Source organism: Roseibium sp., from assembly GCF_965276855.1.
Taxonomy (GTDB): domain Bacteria; phylum Pseudomonadota; class Alphaproteobacteria; order Rhizobiales; family Stappiaceae; genus Roseibium.
Window position 1 is genome coordinate 425,691 of record NZ_OZ255700.1, and the last position, 17,699, is coordinate 443,389.

Consider the following 17,699-nt stretch of genomic DNA (forward strand, 5'->3'; position numbering starts at 1 on the left):
GCAGCGTTATTTTTAACTTTCCCGTGAACAGATATTGCGCATAGACTGATCAAGTACGCTGAAAATTTCTTCCGCGATACAACCGCACGTACCCATCACCTCACAGATTGCGAGGCTTCATGCGTTATTCATTTGTCTCCAGACGATTAAAAGTGATTGCACTTTCAATCGCCTCACTAGCCGTGGCAGGGATTGCCCCGATATCGGCTCAGGAAACCAAACCCAACATCCTCGTCATTTGGGGCGATGATGTGGGTCAGTCCAACATCTCTGCCTACACAATGGGCTTGATGGGCTACCGCACCCCGAATATCGACCGCGTCGCCAATGAAGGCATGATATTCACCGACTATTACGGCGAGCAATCGTGCACGGCCGGCCGCTCGTCCTACATCATGGGTCAAAGCGTGTTCCGCACCGGTCTGTCAAAGGTCGGCCTGCCCGGCGCGGATCTCGGCATGCAGGAAGAAGATCCGACCATCGCTGGTCTTTTGAAGGCCGAAGGCTACGTGACCGGACAGTTTGGCAAAAACCACCTGGGTGACAAGGACGAACATCTGCCAACCAATCACGGCTTCGATGAGTTCTTCGGCAACCTTTATCACCTGAACGCTGAAGAAGAGCCTGAAAACGCCGATTATCCGGGCGATGTCATCATGCCGGACGGGCGCACCTTCCGGGAAACTTTCGGTCCCCGCGGTGTCATCAAGTCATCGGCAGACGGGACAATCGAAGACACCGGCCCACTTACCAAGAAGCGTATGGAAACGGTGGATGAGGAAACTCTTGCCGCAGCTGTGGACTTCATCAAGCGGGCGCATGAGCAAGGTCAGCCGTTTTATGTCTGGTGGAACGGCACACGGATGCACTTCCGCACCCATGTGAAGCCGGAAATGATGGATCAGGCGAGCGACATTGCCGGCCGGACCGTCGATGAATACACCGCTGGCATGATCGAGCATGACATGCATGTCGGCCAGCTTCTGGACCTGATCGATGAACTTGGCATCGCCGACAACACCATCGTTCACTATTCCACCGACAACGGCCCGCATTACAACACCTGGCCGGATGCCGCAGCGACGCCGTTCTTCGGCGAAAAGAACACCAACTGGGAAGGCGGTTGGCGTGTTCCGTCCATGGTCCGCTGGCCGGGCAAGATCGAAGCGGGTTCCGTGTCCAACGAGATCATGCACCACATGGACTGGTTGCCGACTTATCTGGCCGCAGCCGGTGTTCCCGACATCAAGGAACAACTCAAGGATGGCGGTGTGCAAGCGATCGGTCGCGAGTACAAGGTCCATCTGGACGGTTACAACTTCCTCCCTCACCTGCTTGGCGAAGAAGCCAAGGGACCGCGTCAAGAGATCTTCTATTTCTCCGACGATGGGGACCTGACCGCTCTGCGGTATGCCGACTGGAAGATGATCTTCATGGAGCAAAAGGCCTACACGACGCTGCGGGCCTGGATCGAGCCGTTCACCCCGTTGCGTGTCCCGCTGATCTTCAACCTGCGCCGCGACCCGTATGAGCGGTCTTACAGAACGTCAAACACGTACTACGACTGGTTGATCGACCGGGTGTATCTGCTTGTACCTGCACAGCAGTACGTTGCGAATTTCCTGGCCACTTTCCAGGAATTCCCGCCACGCCAGAAAGCGGCCAGCTTCTCGCTGGATCAGGTCATGGATAAACTCTCGACGCCAAGTGGCGCTCAATAACAACTAGATAGACAAAATGGGGCGTCATATGATGCCCCATTCTCGGTCTCCGGAGCCAAGAAATGCCAGATATCAAAGACATCGTGGATGAACTCAAGCAAACCCGCGACGAGGTGAAACTGAAAATCCATTTGGGCAGCAAGGAGCTGCAGGAGGAATGGGACGAGCTGGAAAAGAAGTGGGACAGTTTCGAAGCTGAGGCAAAACTCGGCGAATCCGCGCAGAACATCAGCGAAGCCACCTCCTTGCTCGGAGATGAACTGTCTAAAGCCTTCAAGAAAATCCGGTCCGCGCTTTGATCATGCAAATGCTTTGGTTGGCTGTTGGGATCTTGGCGGTAACTGCTGCCACATCGGCTCAAGCCGAAGCCCAGGACCATCCAAAGCTCGTCTTGCAGATTACCGTTGATCAGCTGCGTGGTGACCTGATCGACCGGAACATTGCGCACTTTGGCGACACTGGGTTCAAACGCCTTCTTCAAAACGGCATCTACTATACCAACGCCCATCACAGGCACGCCAACACAGAGACAATTGTCGGCCACACCACACTGGCAACAGGCACCGATCCCGCCGTTCACGGAATGGTTGCCAACCTCTGGTTCGACCGGGCGACCGGGAAGCCGTTTTACAACGTTCAGGATCCTGATTATCCGCTGCTGGCGAAGTCCGGTGTCGATCAGTCTACCGAGATCGATCCGACACAACGGGCCGCGACATCTGACGGACGCTCCCCTGCGTCGATCTTGTCATCGACCCTGTCTGATGAAATCGCGATCGCAAATGCTGGCGTTTCGAAGATATTCGGGGTGTCCGTCAAGGATCGCGGTGCCATCTCTATGGCCGGCCACGCCGGAACGGCCTACTGGTTCTCAAAAAGCGACGGCCGGTTTGTCACGTCGAGCTACTACATGGATTCCTATCCAGACTGGGTCAATGCCTGGAACGACGCCGGGCATGTTCTGGCCTACGCCTATACAGATTGGGAGCTGACTGACCCTGAAGAAACCTATCGGTTTGCTGCCTTCGATGATGCGGAATGGGAAACCGATTTCCCGGGATTTGGCCGCACATTTCCGCATCCATTCGGAGCTTGGGACAGTAAGTACTACACGACGTTTTTGACGCTCAGCCCGGCAGGCGATGAGTTGACGGCATCGTTTGCAGAAACACTGATCGATAAGGAGGCTATCGGTTCAGATGATGTGACCGATTATCTCTCAATCAGCTTTTCATCGACTGATTATGTTGGCCACATTTTCGGCCCATCCAGCTTGGAAGCCGAGGACAATCTGCGCCGTCTTGATAAAACCATTGGCCAGCTGTTGGACCATGTGGATCAAAAGATCGGTTTGGAACACACATTGGTCGTTCTGTCCGCAGACCACGGCGGCGCGGAGGTCCCAGGTTACCTGGAGTATCTCGGTATTCCGGCCGGCTATTTCACTTTCGATGACATAGACAAGGAACCTGCCGCGAAAGCTCTCATTGCTGAGTTTGGGGTTGCTCAGGAGCTCATTTCTTCTTTCTCCCAGCCTTACGTCTATCTCAACGAAAAGCTGATTTCGGACAAAGGACTAGAAAAAGCGGACGTTGCCAGAGCTCTCGCCAGTGAACTGCAAAAGATGCCGGCCATTGCTTACGCGATATCCAGCGCGGATCTCGCAAGTGCCGCGATTGCCAAGACGAGTGTCAGCGATGCAGTGCTGGCGAATTTTCATGCCTCACGGTCCGGCGACGTTTACGTCGTATTTGAACCGCACTGGTTTGTGGGTGATTTTGACGGGCTTCACGTTGCCTCGCACCATGGATCCCCCTGGACCTATGATACGCATGTCCCGATCATCTTTTCCCGGCCGGGGATGAAAGCAAGCCGCATCCCGGCGCGGGTTGAAACAGTCGACCTCGCGCCGACGGTTGCCGCCTACTTGAGGATCAAGGCTCCCAGCGGCGCTCGTGGCAAGATCTTGGATGAGGTCGTCCACTCTCGGTAAGTTTTTAGTTCAAGCGCGGACCGCTCGATGACAGCATCACCTCAACGCATCCAAGACCTCAAGACCTGCATACGGCAATCGATTATCGGCCAAGAACATGGATGTGGAACGTCGGACAGCGTTTCCATGGGAGCTGGACAACCGAAAAAAGACAGCGCTTCCAAATTGCTCGTTTCAGCGTTTCTGGGACTGTCTGTTCTTGTTTTGGCAACCAACTCCGCCTCTAGAGCGAACGGTGATTTCATTCTGCTGGACGGCGGGACGTTCACGATGGGCTCCAACGAGCATTACCGTGAGGAGGCAATTGAGCGGCAAGTTACGGTCAGCCCCTTTCAAATCAAGAAAACCGAAGTCACCAATGCCGAGTTCCGAGCCTTTGTCACGGCGACCGGCTATGTCACCACCGCCGAGCGGGACTTGGACCCCGCAGAAAACCCGAGCCTTCCAAAAGATCTGCTGCGCGCTGGATCGATGGTTTTCGCCCAGCCGCCCGGCAAGGTGGACCTGACAGACTTCCGCGTTTGGTGGCGCTATGTCCCGGGCGCAGACTGGCAACACCCGGAAGGCCCCGACAGCTCAATTGAGAATATGGACGACCACCCGGTGGTTCAGATCTCACCGGAAGACGCCCGCGCCTATGCCAAGTGGGCCGGCGGCCGATTGCCGACGGAGGCGGAATGGGAATTTGCAGCTCGGGGCGGCATCGAGGGCGCGGAATACACCTGGGGCGACGGCTATGATCCGGGGCAAGGCTGGAAGGCCAACACATGGCAAGGCCTCTTTCCAAGTGTCGACACCAAGGAAGACGGCCATCACGGAACAGCTCCCGTCGGCTCCTTTCTGCCAAATGCCTACGGCCTTTACGACATGGCCGGAAACGTTTGGGAGCATGTCTCCGACTGGTGGGTGCCTGGACACCCGGAAATTGCCGCAACCGATCCGGACGGGCCACCAGAGATCCTGGCAGCCAGTTTCTCTCATCCAAGCGTCGGCGCAATGAACGTCGTCAAAGGCGGATCCTGGCTCTGCGCTCCGTCCTATTGCCTGAGATACCGACCCGCCGCCCGCCAGAATGCAGAACGCAGCCTTGGCACTAACCACATCGGATTTCGCATCGTCAAGGATGCGACACCGCGATAGCTCGGCAGTTTAAATCTCAAAAGAAAGCCGAAGATCACCAGCCTTGAATAAACAGATTATCTGAACCGGTTCATCTCGATCAGCATCTCAAGCCTATCGGACAAGAAATCCATTCGTTCTTCGAAACGGCGTACGGCAACTTCTTCCGGAGTATCTCCATCATCGAGTTCCTCGAACGCAATCGTCTTAAGTTTGCTGATAGCTTTTCCGTCTAGTGTCCATTGATATTTGACACGTTTCGGCGGAACGAGGTGGGGTGTTTTTATGCGTACCTTGACGGTCCCGTTTTTCTCCACCTCATGTTCGCTGATATCTGACTTTCCACCAGTTTCACTGAGGGAGTAGTCCGCCTTCGGATCATCTGGCTTGACGCCGTCAACACCAATAACTTCAACTGAGGTTATCCCCCAGATGATATGCAGATCATTCGCCTTTTTTCCACTGTCGTTCGTGAACTCGTAATTCTTGAAAGAACGCGCCATGTTCCCCCCCTCTTTACTGAAGACTTGATACAGCGCGGAGATTTGAATCTCTCTTATGACTGCACCGCATAATATAATTTACCTAACGCAATGTCGAATCCAATTGCATTTTCTTAATTATACTACCTTTTGGCGAATCAAGGTTGTGTGTACATTTGATGATCAGCGCAGTTACGCCGGTATCGGAAAATCAAAAGGCCACTGGCGTAGACTACAACAACGGAAAGTCCTGTACAGAAGCATTTTCCTACGACACGGTCACAAACGGCTCAACAGCGGGTACTGCTTTCCGCTTCTAGCCTCTTCTGAAGAGTCTGGACGAGCCATCGCGTACAACCAGGCTGGTGTAGGAGCATCGGTTCCCGGGGTGGCGGCTTCTTGAGACAAGCGGCAGAAAGTGTCAGTCACGGGAGATTTCCTTCACATATACTCCCGCATGTCATACACCGACTACTGGCTGCACGTCCGGATTTCTTCATTCCAGCCGGCGCTCAACGGCGCATTTGCACCAAGGTACTGCTGGGCAGAGTTCAAGCCGCCGAGAACGGCACCAGCCGTTTGGTATCTTCATCCCAAAGCGCCAAATGCGCGCTCTTCAGGCTTTCCCAAATGGTCAGCTTGTTGATGGAGGCCAGCTCCGGCTTCGCAGCCATACACTCCTGCAAACGATAATTCGGAATGTGACTGCACAGGTGGTGGATGTGATGCAGGCCGATGTTCCCGGTGAACCAATTCAGGACTGCGGGCAATTCATAGTAGGACGAGCCAAGGATTGCGGCCGTTTTCCGGTCCCATTCGCCGTCACGCGACCAATGCGTCTCTTCGAACTGGTGCTGGATATAAAAAAGCCAGACCCCGGCAGCCGCTGACAGCACCACGATCGGTGCAAACACGAGTGCGAAATGCATCCATCCCATCAAGAACGCGAGTGTGCCGTAGACGGCAACAATGGCAAGATCCAACAAGAGCACGCTGGCCGTCATCTTCCAGGACGGGCGCTGAACGGTGAACGGCAGCCGCTGGATGATCAAGAAGTGAAGAACACCGCCGACGAACGTCATGAAAAACGGATTTCTATAAATCCGGTACCAGACGCGTTTGTGAAGTGGCAGAGACCGGAACTCCTCAACCGTCAGCGTATCAATATCGCCGAAGCCCCGCCGGTCGAGATTGGACGACGTTGCGTGGTGAAGAGCATGGGCCCGTTGCCAATAGGCATAGGGTGTCAGGGTCAGGATGCTCATCAACCGGCCGGTCGTATCGTTGGCGGTCTTGGATGAGAAAAAAGAGCCGTGTCCACAGTCATGCTGAATGATGAACAACCGGACAATCAAACCGGCGGTCGGCACAGATAGGGCCAGTGTGATCCAATAGCTGATGTCCACCGCGGCATACATGGCCGCAACCAGGGCGATGAACAACGGCACCGTCGTGAACACCTGAAAAAGCGCTGTTGCGTTGTTTGGCGCGCGATACTGCTCGCAGTGATTGACAAGGTCCTGAATCTGGCTCGGCTGCACTGGGATATCCCGTTTTTTCTTTTCGGGAGTATTCCCTTACGTGCGTCGTGACAGACTGAACGTCCCGGGTCAACGCAGATGGCAACTTATGCGTCTTTTTGCTCAGTAAATGGTTTTCAATTTGCTGTTTCTTCACCGATAGGTTCGCTTTTGGCGATAAAACAACCCTGTCCGCAAGACTTGGCGGACCAGCCACCGAATCTGATCCAGAAAACTGAACCGCGCCAAACATTGCTGAGGGGTCGAAAGCAAACGATGTGGCAACTATATAGCGACGGTAGACATTCACCGACCGGATTTCACCTCAATGACCACGCAGCCCCCCGCCTTTCAGTTCGACAATACGTACGCCCGCGAGCTTCCCGGGTTCTACGTCGAGTGGCAGGGCGCGGCCGTGCCGGACCCGAAGCTGGTCCTTTTAAACTCCTCGCTCGCCGGTGAACTCGGTCTTGATAGCGCGGCGCTTGCTGCTCCCGAAATGCCGGCTGTCTTTGCTGGCTCGGCAAGTCCTGAAGGGGCTTCTCCCCTCGCCCAGGTCTATGCCGGCCATCAGTTTGGCGGGTTTTCGCCTCAACTCGGCGATGGCCGGGCGCTCTTGATCGGCGAAGTCATAGATCAGGCGGGCCATCGCCGCGACATCCAACTCAAGGGCTCGGGCCGGACACCGTTCTCCCGCGGTGGCGACGGCAAAGCAGTGATTGGTCCGGTCCTGAGGGAATACCTCCTCGGCGAAGCGATGCACGCGCTTGGCGTGCCAACAACACGTGCGCTTGCGGCCGTGACAACAGGTGAATTGATCCAGCGGGAAGGCCTGAAACCCGGCGCTGTGCTCACCCGCGTGGCGTCGAGCCATTTGCGGGTCGGCACCTTCCAATTCTTTGCGGCCCGAAGCGATACAGACAAGGTACGGCAACTGGCGGACTACGCCATCGCGCGGCATGACCCGGACCTCCCAGACGCGGACGATCGATATCTCCAGTTCCTCGCCCGCGTTGTGGACCGCCAGGCCCGGCTGGTTTCCGAATGGATGCTGATCGGCTTTGTCCATGGTGTGATGAACACAGACAACACCACGATCTCAGGTGAAACGATCGACTATGGTCCCTGCGCGTTTTTGGACGGTTATGATCCGGCCGCTGTTTTCAGCTCGATTGACCACGGTGGGCGTTATGCCTTCGGTCGTCAGCCCACCATCATGCAGTGGAACCTGGCACGCTTGGCAGAAGCCCTGCTCCCCTTGTTCGATCCAGCTGACCTCGACAGGGCCGTGGAGCTTGCAACTCAGGAACTGAACAAATTTCCGGATCTCTATCGAACCGCATGGCTCAACGGCATGTCCAAAAAGCTTGGCCTGACTGATCTGCAAGATGATGACGTCACTCTGTTTGAGGACCTTCTCAGCGCAATGGAGGCATCCAAAGCTGACTACACTCTGGTTTTCCGGCGTCTGTCCGATGCTGTATCCGGAAACACCGCTCCCCTTTTTGATCTCTTCGAAGACAAGGCCGATATATCTGCCTGGGTAAATCGCTGGGAGCCACGGCGCTCCGCAGAAGGGTGTCCAGCAGAAGAAATCAGCCGCGAGATGAACCGTGTGAACCCGGTCTACATTCCACGCAATCACAAGGTCGAAGAGGGATTAGCCGCCGCAGAGACCGGAGATTATGGTCTGGTTGAAGACCTGCTGGATGTCTTGAAAGATCCTTATAAGGAACGTGAAGGATTGGAGGCTTACGCAAAGCCAGCACCACAGGATTTTGGACCTTACCAAACATTCTGTGGGACCTGACCCTCATCGGCAGCTTCGTTAATTTTGAAGCTGGACTGGAACCAGTTCTGCTCAACACTGAGCGGTTTACGCAGTCGGTAAACTCATCCGGTGACCAACTATACTTGCCGCCTCCAATTCAAGGACAACAACTATAAACCGAAAAACTATAAACTTCGCACTCTGATTTGCAGCTAACTGAAATATTTTACATGGATATTTTTGATAGAACAGCTTCTCTCACATACTTTGATAACCTTATTATTACTTTCGCTCAAAAATCACCGCACTCATAACCAAGAGTAAGTTCCTCCCCTTTCTAATGACGGCTGTAAAACAACGATAAGCAGTCCTATCGCTCCAGAAAGGAACCGACATGAAATTTGCTGCTGGCCTCATCGCCCTTGCCGCTGCTGCGGTGCTCACCCCTGCTCACGCAGCAGACATCAACCTCACCACCGAGGAATACAAACCGTTCAACTATATGGAAGGCGACAAAATCGTCGGCTTTGGTGCAGAACAGGTTTTTGAAATCATGAACCGCGCAGGGCTGACCTATGAGGTCGAAATGGCGCAATGGTCCCGCGCTATCGGCTTGGCTGAAAAAGAAGCGGACTACTGCGTATTTACAGCGTCGCACACAGAGGCGCGTGATCCGTTGTTCGTTTGGGTCGAGCCGCTGAATGTTGACCGGACGCTGCTAATCAAGAAAGCCGGATCTGATGTCAACGCCACAACAATCGACGAAGCAATGGCTTACACGGTTGGTACACAGTCCCAGGATTACACAGAGGGTCTTTTGAAGGACAAAGGCTTTCCGAAAATCGACGCCGCCAAAAACATGGAAACGACCCTCAAAAAGCTGGCAGCGGGTCGGATCGACATGGTCGCCGTATCAGAAGCATTCTTCAACAGCCTGAAGAAAGACGGCGTCGCGGTTGAAGAAGCGGTTGTCTTGTCCGAAACCGTCCTGTCTATGGCGTGTAATCCGGGCACGAATGCCGACAATGTGAAAAAAATGCAGGACGCGCTTAAGTCAATGATCGATGACGGCACCCAAGCCAAGATCCTGGCGAAATATCAGTAAGCAAACGCGCCAACTGAACCGAATAAGAAAAGCGGCCCTTGCGCGGTGATGCAGGGGCCGTTGTTTTTTTGCTGTAATCTGCACCGACGACTGAAGTCTTATTTAATTCAGCGATCGGGGTCGGATGTACGGGCCAATAATGCGGTCAAATTCGCCGTTGGCTCGGATGATCTCCATACCGCGGTTGAAGGCATCTACGAAATACGGGCCATGCTCCGTTTGCCGCGAAATCAACAAGTGGTAGGACCATGGGTAGGTCAGCCTCTCCAAGTGACTGATCTGTTTTTGCTGGTCTTCCGTCAGATGCTCCAGGGCAGCCTCGTACCCGCTGGTTTCAAGTTCAGGTACAAAATCGACCCGCCCCATGGCGAGCATCTGAAACAGCTGCTGATTGTTCGGAACTCTCGCGACGATGATCGATCCATCATCGATCAAGGGAGCGAACTGTTGGCCAAACGCGCTGGAATCCAGCGCCCCCATGACCTTACCGTTCAAGTCCTCCAATTCCTTGGCTTCAACAGGATTGTCCTTGGAGTAGAAGATCACTTCCCGCAAGACAAACAGCGGGTCACTCGCAAGATAGAGGCGCTCCCGCTCCGGCGTCAGCACCCACATGAAGGTTCCGTCCCAAGCGCCCTGCTCCACGAGCAGCATCGCCCTATTCCAGGGAAAGAAACCATACTCGACTTCTATGCCGACCGCTTCGAACGCCTTCGTCACGAGTTGAGACGAAACACCGTATCCCGGCAGGTCTTTGGACTGATAAGGAGCCCATTCGCCATTGGTAAGTCGTATCTTTGTGGGCTTTTCATCCGCAACAGCGGTAGCCGCAAATAGAAAAATGAACAGCTGAAAGAAAAACATCTTCATAGTGCATGACCTTACGGCAAAACCACCAGAGGATGCAATCCTGAAGGCCTGTCGGATCTTGTCGCGACACTGGAACTGTCCGGACCAGTTGTTATCAAAGTCACGGCGGTTTGCTCTTTAGCCCCCAGCAGCATGTGTGTCAGGCGAAACTCTCCGCCACATCATACATCACCGGCTCGAAGCTCTTGCACAGGGCATGGATCCGGCGGTTGCGTTCGCGCATCTCATCGGACCGCAACATGGCCAGGAAATCTTCCCGCCGCCGCCACTGGGAGTAATTGGCGATCCGCGTCTGCGCATCGTTGACGTGCAGACCGGCACCGATAAATCCGGGCTGGTGCTGAATGAATTCGCGATACGCGTCTTTCAGCTCCTCCAAAAGATCCAGGCACGTTCCCGGTGTCATCTCAAAGGTTGTTATGACGGTTTGGTAGTCGCTTGCTTCAGATATCTTTGGCATGGCTTGCTCCAACACGTTTTTGAAAGCTGGCAAGAAGCACCCGTTTGGGCAACGGCACCGGACAGTGTAGCAGCATTCATCCCGAAGTTGGTTCCACTCCGGGAACATTCATGTTCTCAACAGCTTCGAGAGAAAGATCATAAAGTGTTTGAAAATGATTGTGCCGGGCACTGTCGCGCCGCCAGGCTATGCAAATCGTCCGTCTAGTTTTCATTTCCGCGACCTGTTTCAAGACGATATCCGGTTCTTTTCCGAACTCGGACGCAATATAGGCCGCAGGAAACAGACACAGACCCATACCGATCGACACCATTTGGCGCAGGGCATCAAGGCTCGTCCCTTCATAGTCCTGACGGAAATCAGCGCCGCTCGCCCGCGCCAGGGACTGAACATCGTCGTGAAGCCGAAACCCTTGGCTCAGCGTGAGAAGCCTTTCGCCCTTAAGCAGTTCAACCGGTATGACATCAAGGCCTGAGAGCGGATGGAACCGCGGCACGGCAAGCGACAAGTCTTCCAGGCACAGTTTCAAAACCTGAAGCCGTTCTGAACCCGCCAAGTCTGGGGATATGATGCAATCAAGAGTGCCATCAAGGATTTGCTGCTCCAAAACCATCGGCCGGTCTTCCCGGATGTAAAGCTCAAGTTCCGGGTATTTCGACTTCAGAATCGGCAGGAGATACGGCATGAAATATGGCCCGAATGTGGACGGCACCCCCAACCGGATCAAGCCGCCGAGATTTTCGCGCCCGGCTTCAGCTGCCGTCACAAAATCGTCCAACACTTCCAACGCATGGCGCGCCAGCGGCAACAGCCGTTCTCCCGCTGCGGTCAAGCGGACGCCGGTCGTCCCGCGCTCCACAAGTGTTGTATGAACACTGTCTTCCAACAGCTTGAACTGATTGGATAATGTCGGCTGGGATACATGGCACTTCTTGGCGGCTTTGCCGAAATGCCCTTCCTCCGCCAGAGCAATAAAATACTCCAGTTGCCGCGCCGAAGGTCGATACCCCATGGCCGCTTTTCCTCTTAGCTTCTTCCATAGATATATTCTATCGATTTTATCGAAACAATGTATTTCCGCTATTTCAATCCACTCCCCATATCGGAAGTGCAACGATGTTTTAAAATTGAGAGGAGCCTAGGAGATGTACGCACGTCTGAAATCACTTCGCAGCCAGCACGGCACTCTGGACAACTTGATCCAGCGGGAAGAACTGCACCCTTACCCAGACGTTGAACACATCCGATCTCTCAAGAAATTCAAGCTGCGTTTGCGTGACGAAATTCAGCGCGTCGAGCGCAAGCTCAATCCGGCCCAAACCGCCTGATCCGCCAACTGACCCGCCGAAACAGAGGAGCCCCCGATATGACCCTTTTCTGGCCTTACTACGGTATTGGCGCTTTGCCGTCCGGTTCAAACTCCCACCGCGCCCGCCGCGCCCGCCTGCGGGATCTTGAAGCGCGCATGGAGTCTTTCCTGGTTGAGAAAGAAAACAAACAGGAAGTCTGCACCCGCGTGCTCGGCAACGTGAAGGAGTGCAAGACCCGCCTGCGCGGCGAACTGGCCCATCTAAGCTAGACCCCGGCGCATCTTGGCCCTCTCCCTCCCCAGGGCCGGGATGTTGCCCGCCGGAGCGCGATCAGCTCTGGTCACGCCGCCTGCCGCCGCCCGGCAGGCGGCGTTTTTTATTCACCCGGCACGGGTGCCGCAGCGGTTGGGACGTTTTCTTCTTTGGGGGTCGGTATATTCATTGTTTTCGTTGGCCGGACACGGAAGAACAGCGCATAGAGGACCGGCGCTGCAATCAATGTCAGGATTGTTGCGAAGGCCAGACCGCCCATGATGGTGACCGCCATGCCGCGGAAGAAAGCATCCGACAACAACGGTGCCATGCCAAGGATGGTTGTGATCGCCGCCAGCATCACGGGCCGCATACGCGATACACTCGCCTCAACGATGGCTTGGTACTTTTCTTTGCCCTCCCGGATCATCAGATCGATTTCTTCGAGCAGAACGATCGCATTCTTGATCAGCATGCCTGAGAGCGACAAGAAGCCGAGGAGCGACATGAACCCAAACGCCGTGTCTGTCGCAAGAAGGGCAATCGCGACCCCATTGATCGACATTGGCACCATCAACCAGATGATCAGCGGTTGCCGGATCGAGCCAAACAGCAGGATCGAGATGATCAGCATGACCAGGAAACCGAGTGGAAGCTGCGCACCGAGAGAAGCTTGCGCATCGTTGGTGCTCTCGTATTCGCCGCCCCACTCCAGCGCGTAGCCTTGCGGCAGTGCAATGGCTTCAATCTGAGGCCGGACACGCGCAAGCGCTGCAGCTGCCGTTTCGCCGCCCGTGGTTTCCGCAGCCACTGTGATGGTCCGCACACGGTCGCGGCGCTGGATCAACGTGTCCTGCGGCTCCATGACGAACTCTTGCACGACCTGGTCAACTGGCACGTAACGGCGCTGACTTGTGCTCCAGACAACGGAGTCCGACACGCTTTCGTTCACAGAAATTCCGTCGGTTCCGGCCTTTCGCGCGACGATAGGAATGCTCTCGTCAATGTCGCGGTACGCTCCCACCTGAACACCCTCAGTGGCAAACTGCAAAGCGAGTGACAGTTCTTCGCGTGTAATGCCGGAGATGCGGGCGCGGTCTTCGTCAAAGATCGGCCGGACCACCAGTTCGCGCTGGCGCCAATCGGTATTAACGTCAGCCAGGCGATTGTCCGGCAGCTGGAAGACGGCCCGGGCTTCCTCGCCGAGACGCTTCAGGATGTCCTCATCCGGTCCGGAGAACCGTGCCTCGATCTTCGCTCCACCGCCAGGCCCAAAGACCAGGCGTTTTGTGATGATCTGGGCTGACGGGAACCGTTCACCGAATTGTTCCCGCAGATCCAACGCCAAAGCATCAATGTCATCTCGGCTGTGGGTCCGGATGATCATGTGACCGTAGGCCGGATTGGCATCTTCCGGTGCGTAGGTAAGCATGAAACGGGTAGCCCCGCCGCCGGCAAAACTGGTGACCGTTTTGACCCGTTCATCTGCAAGGACAACGGCCTCCATGTCCTTCAGATCTGCCTCGGTCGACCGGATGTCGGTGCCTTGAGGTTTCCAGTAATGGACATAAAAAAGCGGCGTGTTGCTATCCGGAAAGAACGCCTGTTTCACGTTGCCGAAAGCCATCACACAAGCAACTGTCACACCAATCAGCACCGCGATTGTCAGCAGACGGGCATGCAGCGTTCCAATCAGGAACTTCCGGTAGATCGTATAAAGGATACCCCTGTAGGGATCATGATCATCGCCAACGCCTTCAGCTGTTCGGAAAAAGTATTTTCCGAACAAAGGCGTCACTGTGATCGCAAATATCCAGGAAAGCAGCAGCGATATCCCGATAACAGCAAAGAGCGAGAACAGGAACTCACCCGTTGCATCTGGGGACAGACCGATGCCCGAGAACGCCATGATGCCAATCACGGTCGCACCGAGCAGTGGCCACATGGTTTGTTTGACAACCTTGCTGGCGGCGTCAATGGCCCGCATGCCGCGTTGCATGTTGATCATCATGCCTTCTGCGACAACGATGGCGTTGTCCACCAGCATGCCCATCGCGATGATCAGAGCGCCAAGCGAAATCCGCTCCATCTCGATGGCAAACAGCCGCATGAACAGAACCGTTGCCATCACCGTGAGCAAGAGCACGGTTCCAACCACGAGGGCCGCGCGCCAACCCATGAACAGCGCCAGGACCGTGATCACAATGACCACCGAGGCCGCGAGGTTGATGATGAAGCCGTTCACAGATTCATCGACAACAATGTTCTGCTCATAGATCGGGTGAATCTGCATCCCCACCGGCAGTTGAGCTTCGACCTCCGCGAGTTTTTCTATAACACGTCCACCAACCTCAACGATGTTCGTACCGTCGATTTGCGAGACACCTATGGTGACCGCTTCTTGTCCGTTGTGCCTGATCAGCCGGGAGGGCCTTTCGGGTTCACCAAGCTCCAGCGTCGCAATGTCCGACAGGCGGATCATCGCCGTGGTGCCCGGCCGGCCGATCACCAGATCCTGAATGCCCGTAAAGTCGTCAAAGGCGGACGCCGTCATCAACCGGATGCGCTTGTCTCCTGAAATACCCGAACCGTTGGTCTGGATCCGGTTTTCCGCATCGAGCACGCTGGTGATATCGGTCATGGAAATACCAAGGCCGACCATCTTGTCGTGGTCGACATTCAGGTAAATGACATCCTCCGGCTCGCCGGAGACATCGACCTTGCCAACGCCCGGAACCGTGAGCAACTCCCGCCGGATCCGCTTAACCGTCGTGCGGATATCGCGGTTGGTATACCCATCTGCAGTGAAGGCATAGAAAAGACCGAACACATCGCCGAAATCGTCATAGACCAACGGTGTTCCTGCGCCGGCGGGCAGAGCGCGCTGTTCATCACCGACTTTTCGGCGAAGCTCGTCCCACACCTGCGGCAATTCGGTGCCGTCATAGGTGTCTTTGATTTCGACACGAATACGCGACAGGCCCGGTTCGGAAACAGATGTGATTTCCTTCAGCTGCGGCAGTTGCTGGATCGCCGTCTCGAGGATCTCGGTGACCTCGTTCTCCACTTCCGCAGCTGTTGCACCCGGGTAGCTGGTGATAACCTGCGCTTCCTTGATGGTGAAAGCCGGATCTTCGAGGCGGCCAACGGTGCTGAGTGCCCACAAACCGCCGAGCAAAGACAGGATGACGATCATCCAGGTGTTGACCGGTTTCTGGATCGAATAACGTGCAATATCCAAGGGATCAGATCCTTGTTCGGTATTATCTGTCAGATCAGCGCAGCGGTCGCACGACCTGGCCATCACTCAGGAATGCGGCTCCGGCAGCAATAATGTCTTCACCAGCCCCAAGGCCCGAACTCACCGGGATATAGTCGCCCATAACAGTGCCGACTTCGACCTTGCGTTTGGAGACGGCATCGCTTCCATCATCATAGATCCAGACATATGACTGACCATCGCCGTCAACCGCGATCGATCCGGTCGGAATGAGGAACATCTCCCCAAGGGACAACCCTTCTGGAAGAAACTTGACCCGGACCGACGCAGTCATTCCCGGGTACAGCTGGTCTGCTCCCTTACGAGGCATTGCAAGCGTGACCCGGTAAGTCTGGGTGACGTCGTCAACCTGGGAAGAGTGCTCGCGATAGATCAATGGGAAATACTTGTCGCCGTAGGCTGGAAACTTGGCTTCGATCGAGACGACTTCCGTGTCCCTCACCCGCCCGAAGAGGGCCTCGGCCACATTGATATCGACCTGGATTTCCGATACATCGTGCATCCGCACCACAGGTGTCCCAACGCTGACCGTGGTGAAGTTGTCGATGAGGCGCAGGGAAACGATGCCGTCAAACGGCGCTCGAAGCTCGGAGTACTGAAGATCCAGCTTGGCTTCTTTCAGCGCTTCAACGGCCAGGTCATGCTTGTCCTGCTGTGCGTCGAAGGCGGAGACCGCAATCACATTCCGGTCGCGCAGGGTTGCCAGACGATCCAACTCGCGTTTGGCTTGTTCAACGTTGATTGTCGCCTCGCGCAGTGCGCGATCATAGTCGGCGGTATCGAGCCGTGCGATCAGATCGCCTTTCTTCACCTGCTGACTTTCCAGAACTGGCAACTCAACGATCCGGCCGGCAACCTGGAAGGAAAGATCGACGGTTTGCACCGCAGCCACCCGACCGGCAAACCGACGCTCCAAAAGACCGAGCTGATCGGAAACGGTAAAGATCTTGGCCGGCCTTGGGGCGGCGTGAAGTTTTGCCTCCGCCTCGGCGATCGGATCTATTGCATCGTCCTGGCATGCGGCCAATAAACCCGCCGACAAAACGATCGCTGCCACCCTTGCGGCCGGCGTCTTCAACAATGCCAACATAGAGTTCCGTCCTATTGGTTGAGGTCCTTGAGCCGGCCACGCAGTTCTTCGAAAACTGCTGCCCGGTCGTCGTCCGTCAGTGTCGAAACGCAGTGCGCTTCGGAAAAATGCAATCCTTCGAGGCTGGTCCAAATGACCCACGCTGCTCCAAGTTGCGAGGTTTCTTCCAGTATCGCGGCCCGCAACCGGAGCTTGACGTCGATAAATGGCTGTCGAAGGTCCGGTTTGTCGGCGGTCGCCGGCAAAATCGCCCGCGCAACATCGCGCTGCTCACTTAACCAGCCTTCTGTGACATCCACCATGGCGGCCAACGTCGGAGAAGCTGCATCGGTCGCATTTTCACGCGCGGAGGCAATTTCGGCTTCAAATTTCCCGGCCAGAAACTCCACCATACCCCGAATGAGCGCATCCTTGCTGGGGAAGTTGTAAAGCAGTCCGCCCTTGGAGAGCCCCGCTTCTTCTGCGACAGCATCAAGCGTCAACGCTGGCGTGCCTGCGCGGCGGACGACCTCAAGCGCTGCGGTCAAGATCTGGCATTTGGTGTTTTTGGTGGTCTTCGACATCTTCGATTCTGAACCGTCTGGTCAGTACAGTTTCAAGCCATATAAACCGTCCAGCCGGTATAGACAAGGAGGTCAATGCTCTCGCCAGCCGATATTTTTCGGGACCACTTAATGAGGAGATCGCCGAAAACCAACGCACGAGACGCAAAACATCGAAGAATGG

16 protein-coding genes are annotated in these 17,699 nt (G+C 55.4%); 8 read left to right on the forward strand and 8 right to left on the reverse strand.

Translation table 11 applies throughout. The annotated features are described in order from the left end of the window. Positions 1-119: 119 nt before the first annotated feature. From ACQY4Z_RS01910 to ACQY4Z_RS01925, 4 genes are all read left to right on the forward strand, one after another. Positions 120-1,721, forward strand: coding sequence for an arylsulfatase (locus ACQY4Z_RS01910; protein ID WP_428526185.1), 1,602 nt, complete (start codon positions 120-122; stop codon positions 1,719-1,721). A 62-nt stretch (positions 1,722-1,783) separates the two neighbouring features. After that, positions 1,784-2,020: a hypothetical protein gene (locus ACQY4Z_RS01915; RefSeq protein WP_133950206.1), complete on the forward strand. Its 237-nt coding sequence runs from the start codon at positions 1,784-1,786 to the stop codon at positions 2,018-2,020. 8 nt (positions 2,021-2,028) lie between these two features. After that, positions 2,029-3,714 carry an alkaline phosphatase family protein gene (locus ACQY4Z_RS01920; protein ID WP_428526187.1) on the forward strand — a complete coding sequence of 562 codons (1,686 nt, stop codon included), beginning with the start codon at positions 2,029-2,031 and terminating at the stop codon, positions 3,712-3,714. 27 nt (positions 3,715-3,741) lie between these two features. Continuing rightward, positions 3,742-4,854, forward strand: a complete 1,113-nt coding sequence (locus ACQY4Z_RS01925) for a formylglycine-generating enzyme family protein (RefSeq protein WP_428526189.1) — start codon at positions 3,742-3,744, stop codon at positions 4,852-4,854. Between the two features lie 56 nt (positions 4,855-4,910). Here ACQY4Z_RS01925 and ACQY4Z_RS01930 read toward each other — a convergent pair whose 3' ends face one another. After that, positions 4,911-5,336: a hypothetical protein gene (locus ACQY4Z_RS01930; protein WP_428526191.1), complete on the reverse strand. Its 426-nt coding sequence runs from the start codon at positions 5,334-5,336 to the stop codon at positions 4,911-4,913. Between the two features lie 530 nt (positions 5,337-5,866). After that, positions 5,867-6,856 carry a fatty acid desaturase gene (locus ACQY4Z_RS01935; RefSeq protein WP_428526193.1) on the reverse strand — a complete coding sequence of 330 codons (990 nt, stop codon included), beginning with the start codon at positions 6,854-6,856 and terminating at the stop codon, positions 5,867-5,869. Positions 6,857-7,163: 307 nt separating this feature from the next. On the opposite strand from ACQY4Z_RS01935, the gene ACQY4Z_RS01940 reads away from it, so the two are divergent. Together ACQY4Z_RS01940 and ACQY4Z_RS01945 are read left to right on the forward strand one after the other, a co-directional pair. Continuing rightward, positions 7,164-8,645 (forward strand): protein adenylyltransferase SelO, encoded by a 1,482-nt coding sequence (locus ACQY4Z_RS01940; protein WP_428526195.1) that lies wholly within the window; start codon positions 7,164-7,166, stop codon positions 8,643-8,645. A 355-nt stretch (positions 8,646-9,000) separates the two neighbouring features. Continuing rightward, the gene (locus ACQY4Z_RS01945; protein ID WP_428526197.1) at positions 9,001-9,711 is read left to right on the forward strand and encodes a substrate-binding periplasmic protein; all 711 of its coding nucleotides are present in this window, start codon (positions 9,001-9,003) and stop codon (positions 9,709-9,711) included. A gap of 102 nt (positions 9,712-9,813) precedes the next feature. Here ACQY4Z_RS01945 and ACQY4Z_RS01950 read toward each other — a convergent pair whose 3' ends face one another. The 3 genes from ACQY4Z_RS01950 to ACQY4Z_RS01960 form a co-directional block, all read right to left on the reverse strand. Further along, positions 9,814-10,581, reverse strand: a complete 768-nt coding sequence (locus ACQY4Z_RS01950) for a substrate-binding periplasmic protein (protein ID WP_428526199.1) — start codon at positions 10,579-10,581, stop codon at positions 9,814-9,816. 139 nt (positions 10,582-10,720) lie between these two features. Further along, the gene (locus ACQY4Z_RS01955; protein WP_040453314.1) at positions 10,721-11,041 is read right to left on the reverse strand and encodes an antibiotic biosynthesis monooxygenase family protein; all 321 of its coding nucleotides are present in this window, start codon (positions 11,039-11,041) and stop codon (positions 10,721-10,723) included. Positions 11,042-11,117: 76 nt separating this feature from the next. Continuing rightward, positions 11,118-12,053: a hydrogen peroxide-inducible genes activator gene (locus ACQY4Z_RS01960; protein ID WP_428526201.1), complete on the reverse strand. Its 936-nt coding sequence runs from the start codon at positions 12,051-12,053 to the stop codon at positions 11,118-11,120. A 133-nt stretch (positions 12,054-12,186) separates the two neighbouring features. Between ACQY4Z_RS01960 and ACQY4Z_RS01965 the strand changes: the two genes are divergently transcribed. Beyond that, positions 12,187-12,369 carry a YdcH family protein gene (locus tag ACQY4Z_RS01965; RefSeq protein ID WP_133950226.1) on the forward strand — a complete coding sequence of 61 codons (183 nt, stop codon included), beginning with the start codon at positions 12,187-12,189 and terminating at the stop codon, positions 12,367-12,369. 38 nt (positions 12,370-12,407) lie between these two features. Continuing rightward, positions 12,408-12,620, forward strand: a complete 213-nt coding sequence (locus ACQY4Z_RS01970) for a hypothetical protein (protein ID WP_133950228.1) — start codon at positions 12,408-12,410, stop codon at positions 12,618-12,620. A 107-nt stretch (positions 12,621-12,727) separates the two neighbouring features. Here the strand turns inward: ACQY4Z_RS01970 and ACQY4Z_RS01975 are convergent, their stop codons facing one another. Genes ACQY4Z_RS01975 through ACQY4Z_RS01985 form a run of 3 tightly spaced genes read right to left on the reverse strand, consistent with a single transcriptional unit; the run spans position 12,728 to position 17,536 of the window. Beyond that, positions 12,728-15,844 carry an efflux RND transporter permease subunit gene (locus tag ACQY4Z_RS01975; protein WP_428526204.1) on the reverse strand — a complete coding sequence of 1,039 codons (3,117 nt, stop codon included), beginning with the start codon at positions 15,842-15,844 and terminating at the stop codon, positions 12,728-12,730. Positions 15,845-15,878: 34 nt separating this feature from the next. Then, positions 15,879-16,973 (reverse strand): efflux RND transporter periplasmic adaptor subunit, encoded by a 1,095-nt coding sequence (locus ACQY4Z_RS01980; RefSeq protein WP_306146937.1) that lies wholly within the window; start codon positions 16,971-16,973, stop codon positions 15,879-15,881. A gap of 11 nt (positions 16,974-16,984) precedes the next feature. Beyond that, the gene (locus tag ACQY4Z_RS01985) at positions 16,985-17,536 is read right to left on the reverse strand and encodes a TetR/AcrR family transcriptional regulator (protein WP_428526206.1); all 552 of its coding nucleotides are present in this window, start codon (positions 17,534-17,536) and stop codon (positions 16,985-16,987) included. Positions 17,537-17,699 lie beyond the last annotated feature (163 nt).

What these genes read in the sequence shown, in the direction of transcription:
- ACQY4Z_RS01910 (WP_428526185.1), top strand. Translation starts at nt 120, where the DNA reads ATGCGTTATTCATTTGTCTCCAGACGATTAAAAGTGATTGCACTTTCA.
- ACQY4Z_RS01915 (WP_133950206.1), top strand. Translation starts at nt 1,784, where the DNA reads ATGCCAGATATCAAAGACATCGTGGATGAACTCAAGCAAACCCGCGAC.
- ACQY4Z_RS01920 (WP_428526187.1), top strand. Translation starts at nt 2,029, where the DNA reads ATGCTTTGGTTGGCTGTTGGGATCTTGGCGGTAACTGCTGCCACATCG.
- ACQY4Z_RS01925 (WP_428526189.1), top strand. Translation starts at nt 3,742, where the DNA reads ATGACAGCATCACCTCAACGCATCCAAGACCTCAAGACCTGCATACGG.
- ACQY4Z_RS01930 (WP_428526191.1), bottom strand. Translation starts at nt 5,336, where the DNA reads ATGGCGCGTTCTTTCAAGAATTACGAGTTCACGAACGACAGTGGAAAA.
- ACQY4Z_RS01940 (WP_428526195.1), top strand. Translation starts at nt 7,164, where the DNA reads ATGACCACGCAGCCCCCCGCCTTTCAGTTCGACAATACGTACGCCCGC.
- ACQY4Z_RS01945 (WP_428526197.1), top strand. Translation starts at nt 9,001, where the DNA reads ATGAAATTTGCTGCTGGCCTCATCGCCCTTGCCGCTGCTGCGGTGCTC.
- ACQY4Z_RS01950 (WP_428526199.1), bottom strand. Translation starts at nt 10,581, where the DNA reads ATGAAGATGTTTTTCTTTCAGCTGTTCATTTTTCTATTTGCGGCTACC.
- ACQY4Z_RS01955 (WP_040453314.1), bottom strand. Translation starts at nt 11,041, where the DNA reads ATGCCAAAGATATCTGAAGCAAGCGACTACCAAACCGTCATAACAACC.
- ACQY4Z_RS01960 (WP_428526201.1), bottom strand. Translation starts at nt 12,053, where the DNA reads ATGGGGTATCGACCTTCGGCGCGGCAACTGGAGTATTTTATTGCTCTG.
- ACQY4Z_RS01965 (WP_133950226.1), top strand. Translation starts at nt 12,187, where the DNA reads ATGTACGCACGTCTGAAATCACTTCGCAGCCAGCACGGCACTCTGGAC.
- ACQY4Z_RS01970 (WP_133950228.1), top strand. Translation starts at nt 12,408, where the DNA reads ATGACCCTTTTCTGGCCTTACTACGGTATTGGCGCTTTGCCGTCCGGT.
- ACQY4Z_RS01980 (WP_306146937.1), bottom strand. Translation starts at nt 16,973, where the DNA reads ATGTTGGCATTGTTGAAGACGCCGGCCGCAAGGGTGGCAGCGATCGTT.
- ACQY4Z_RS01985 (WP_428526206.1), bottom strand. Translation starts at nt 17,536, where the DNA reads ATGTCGAAGACCACCAAAAACACCAAATGCCAGATCTTGACCGCAGCG.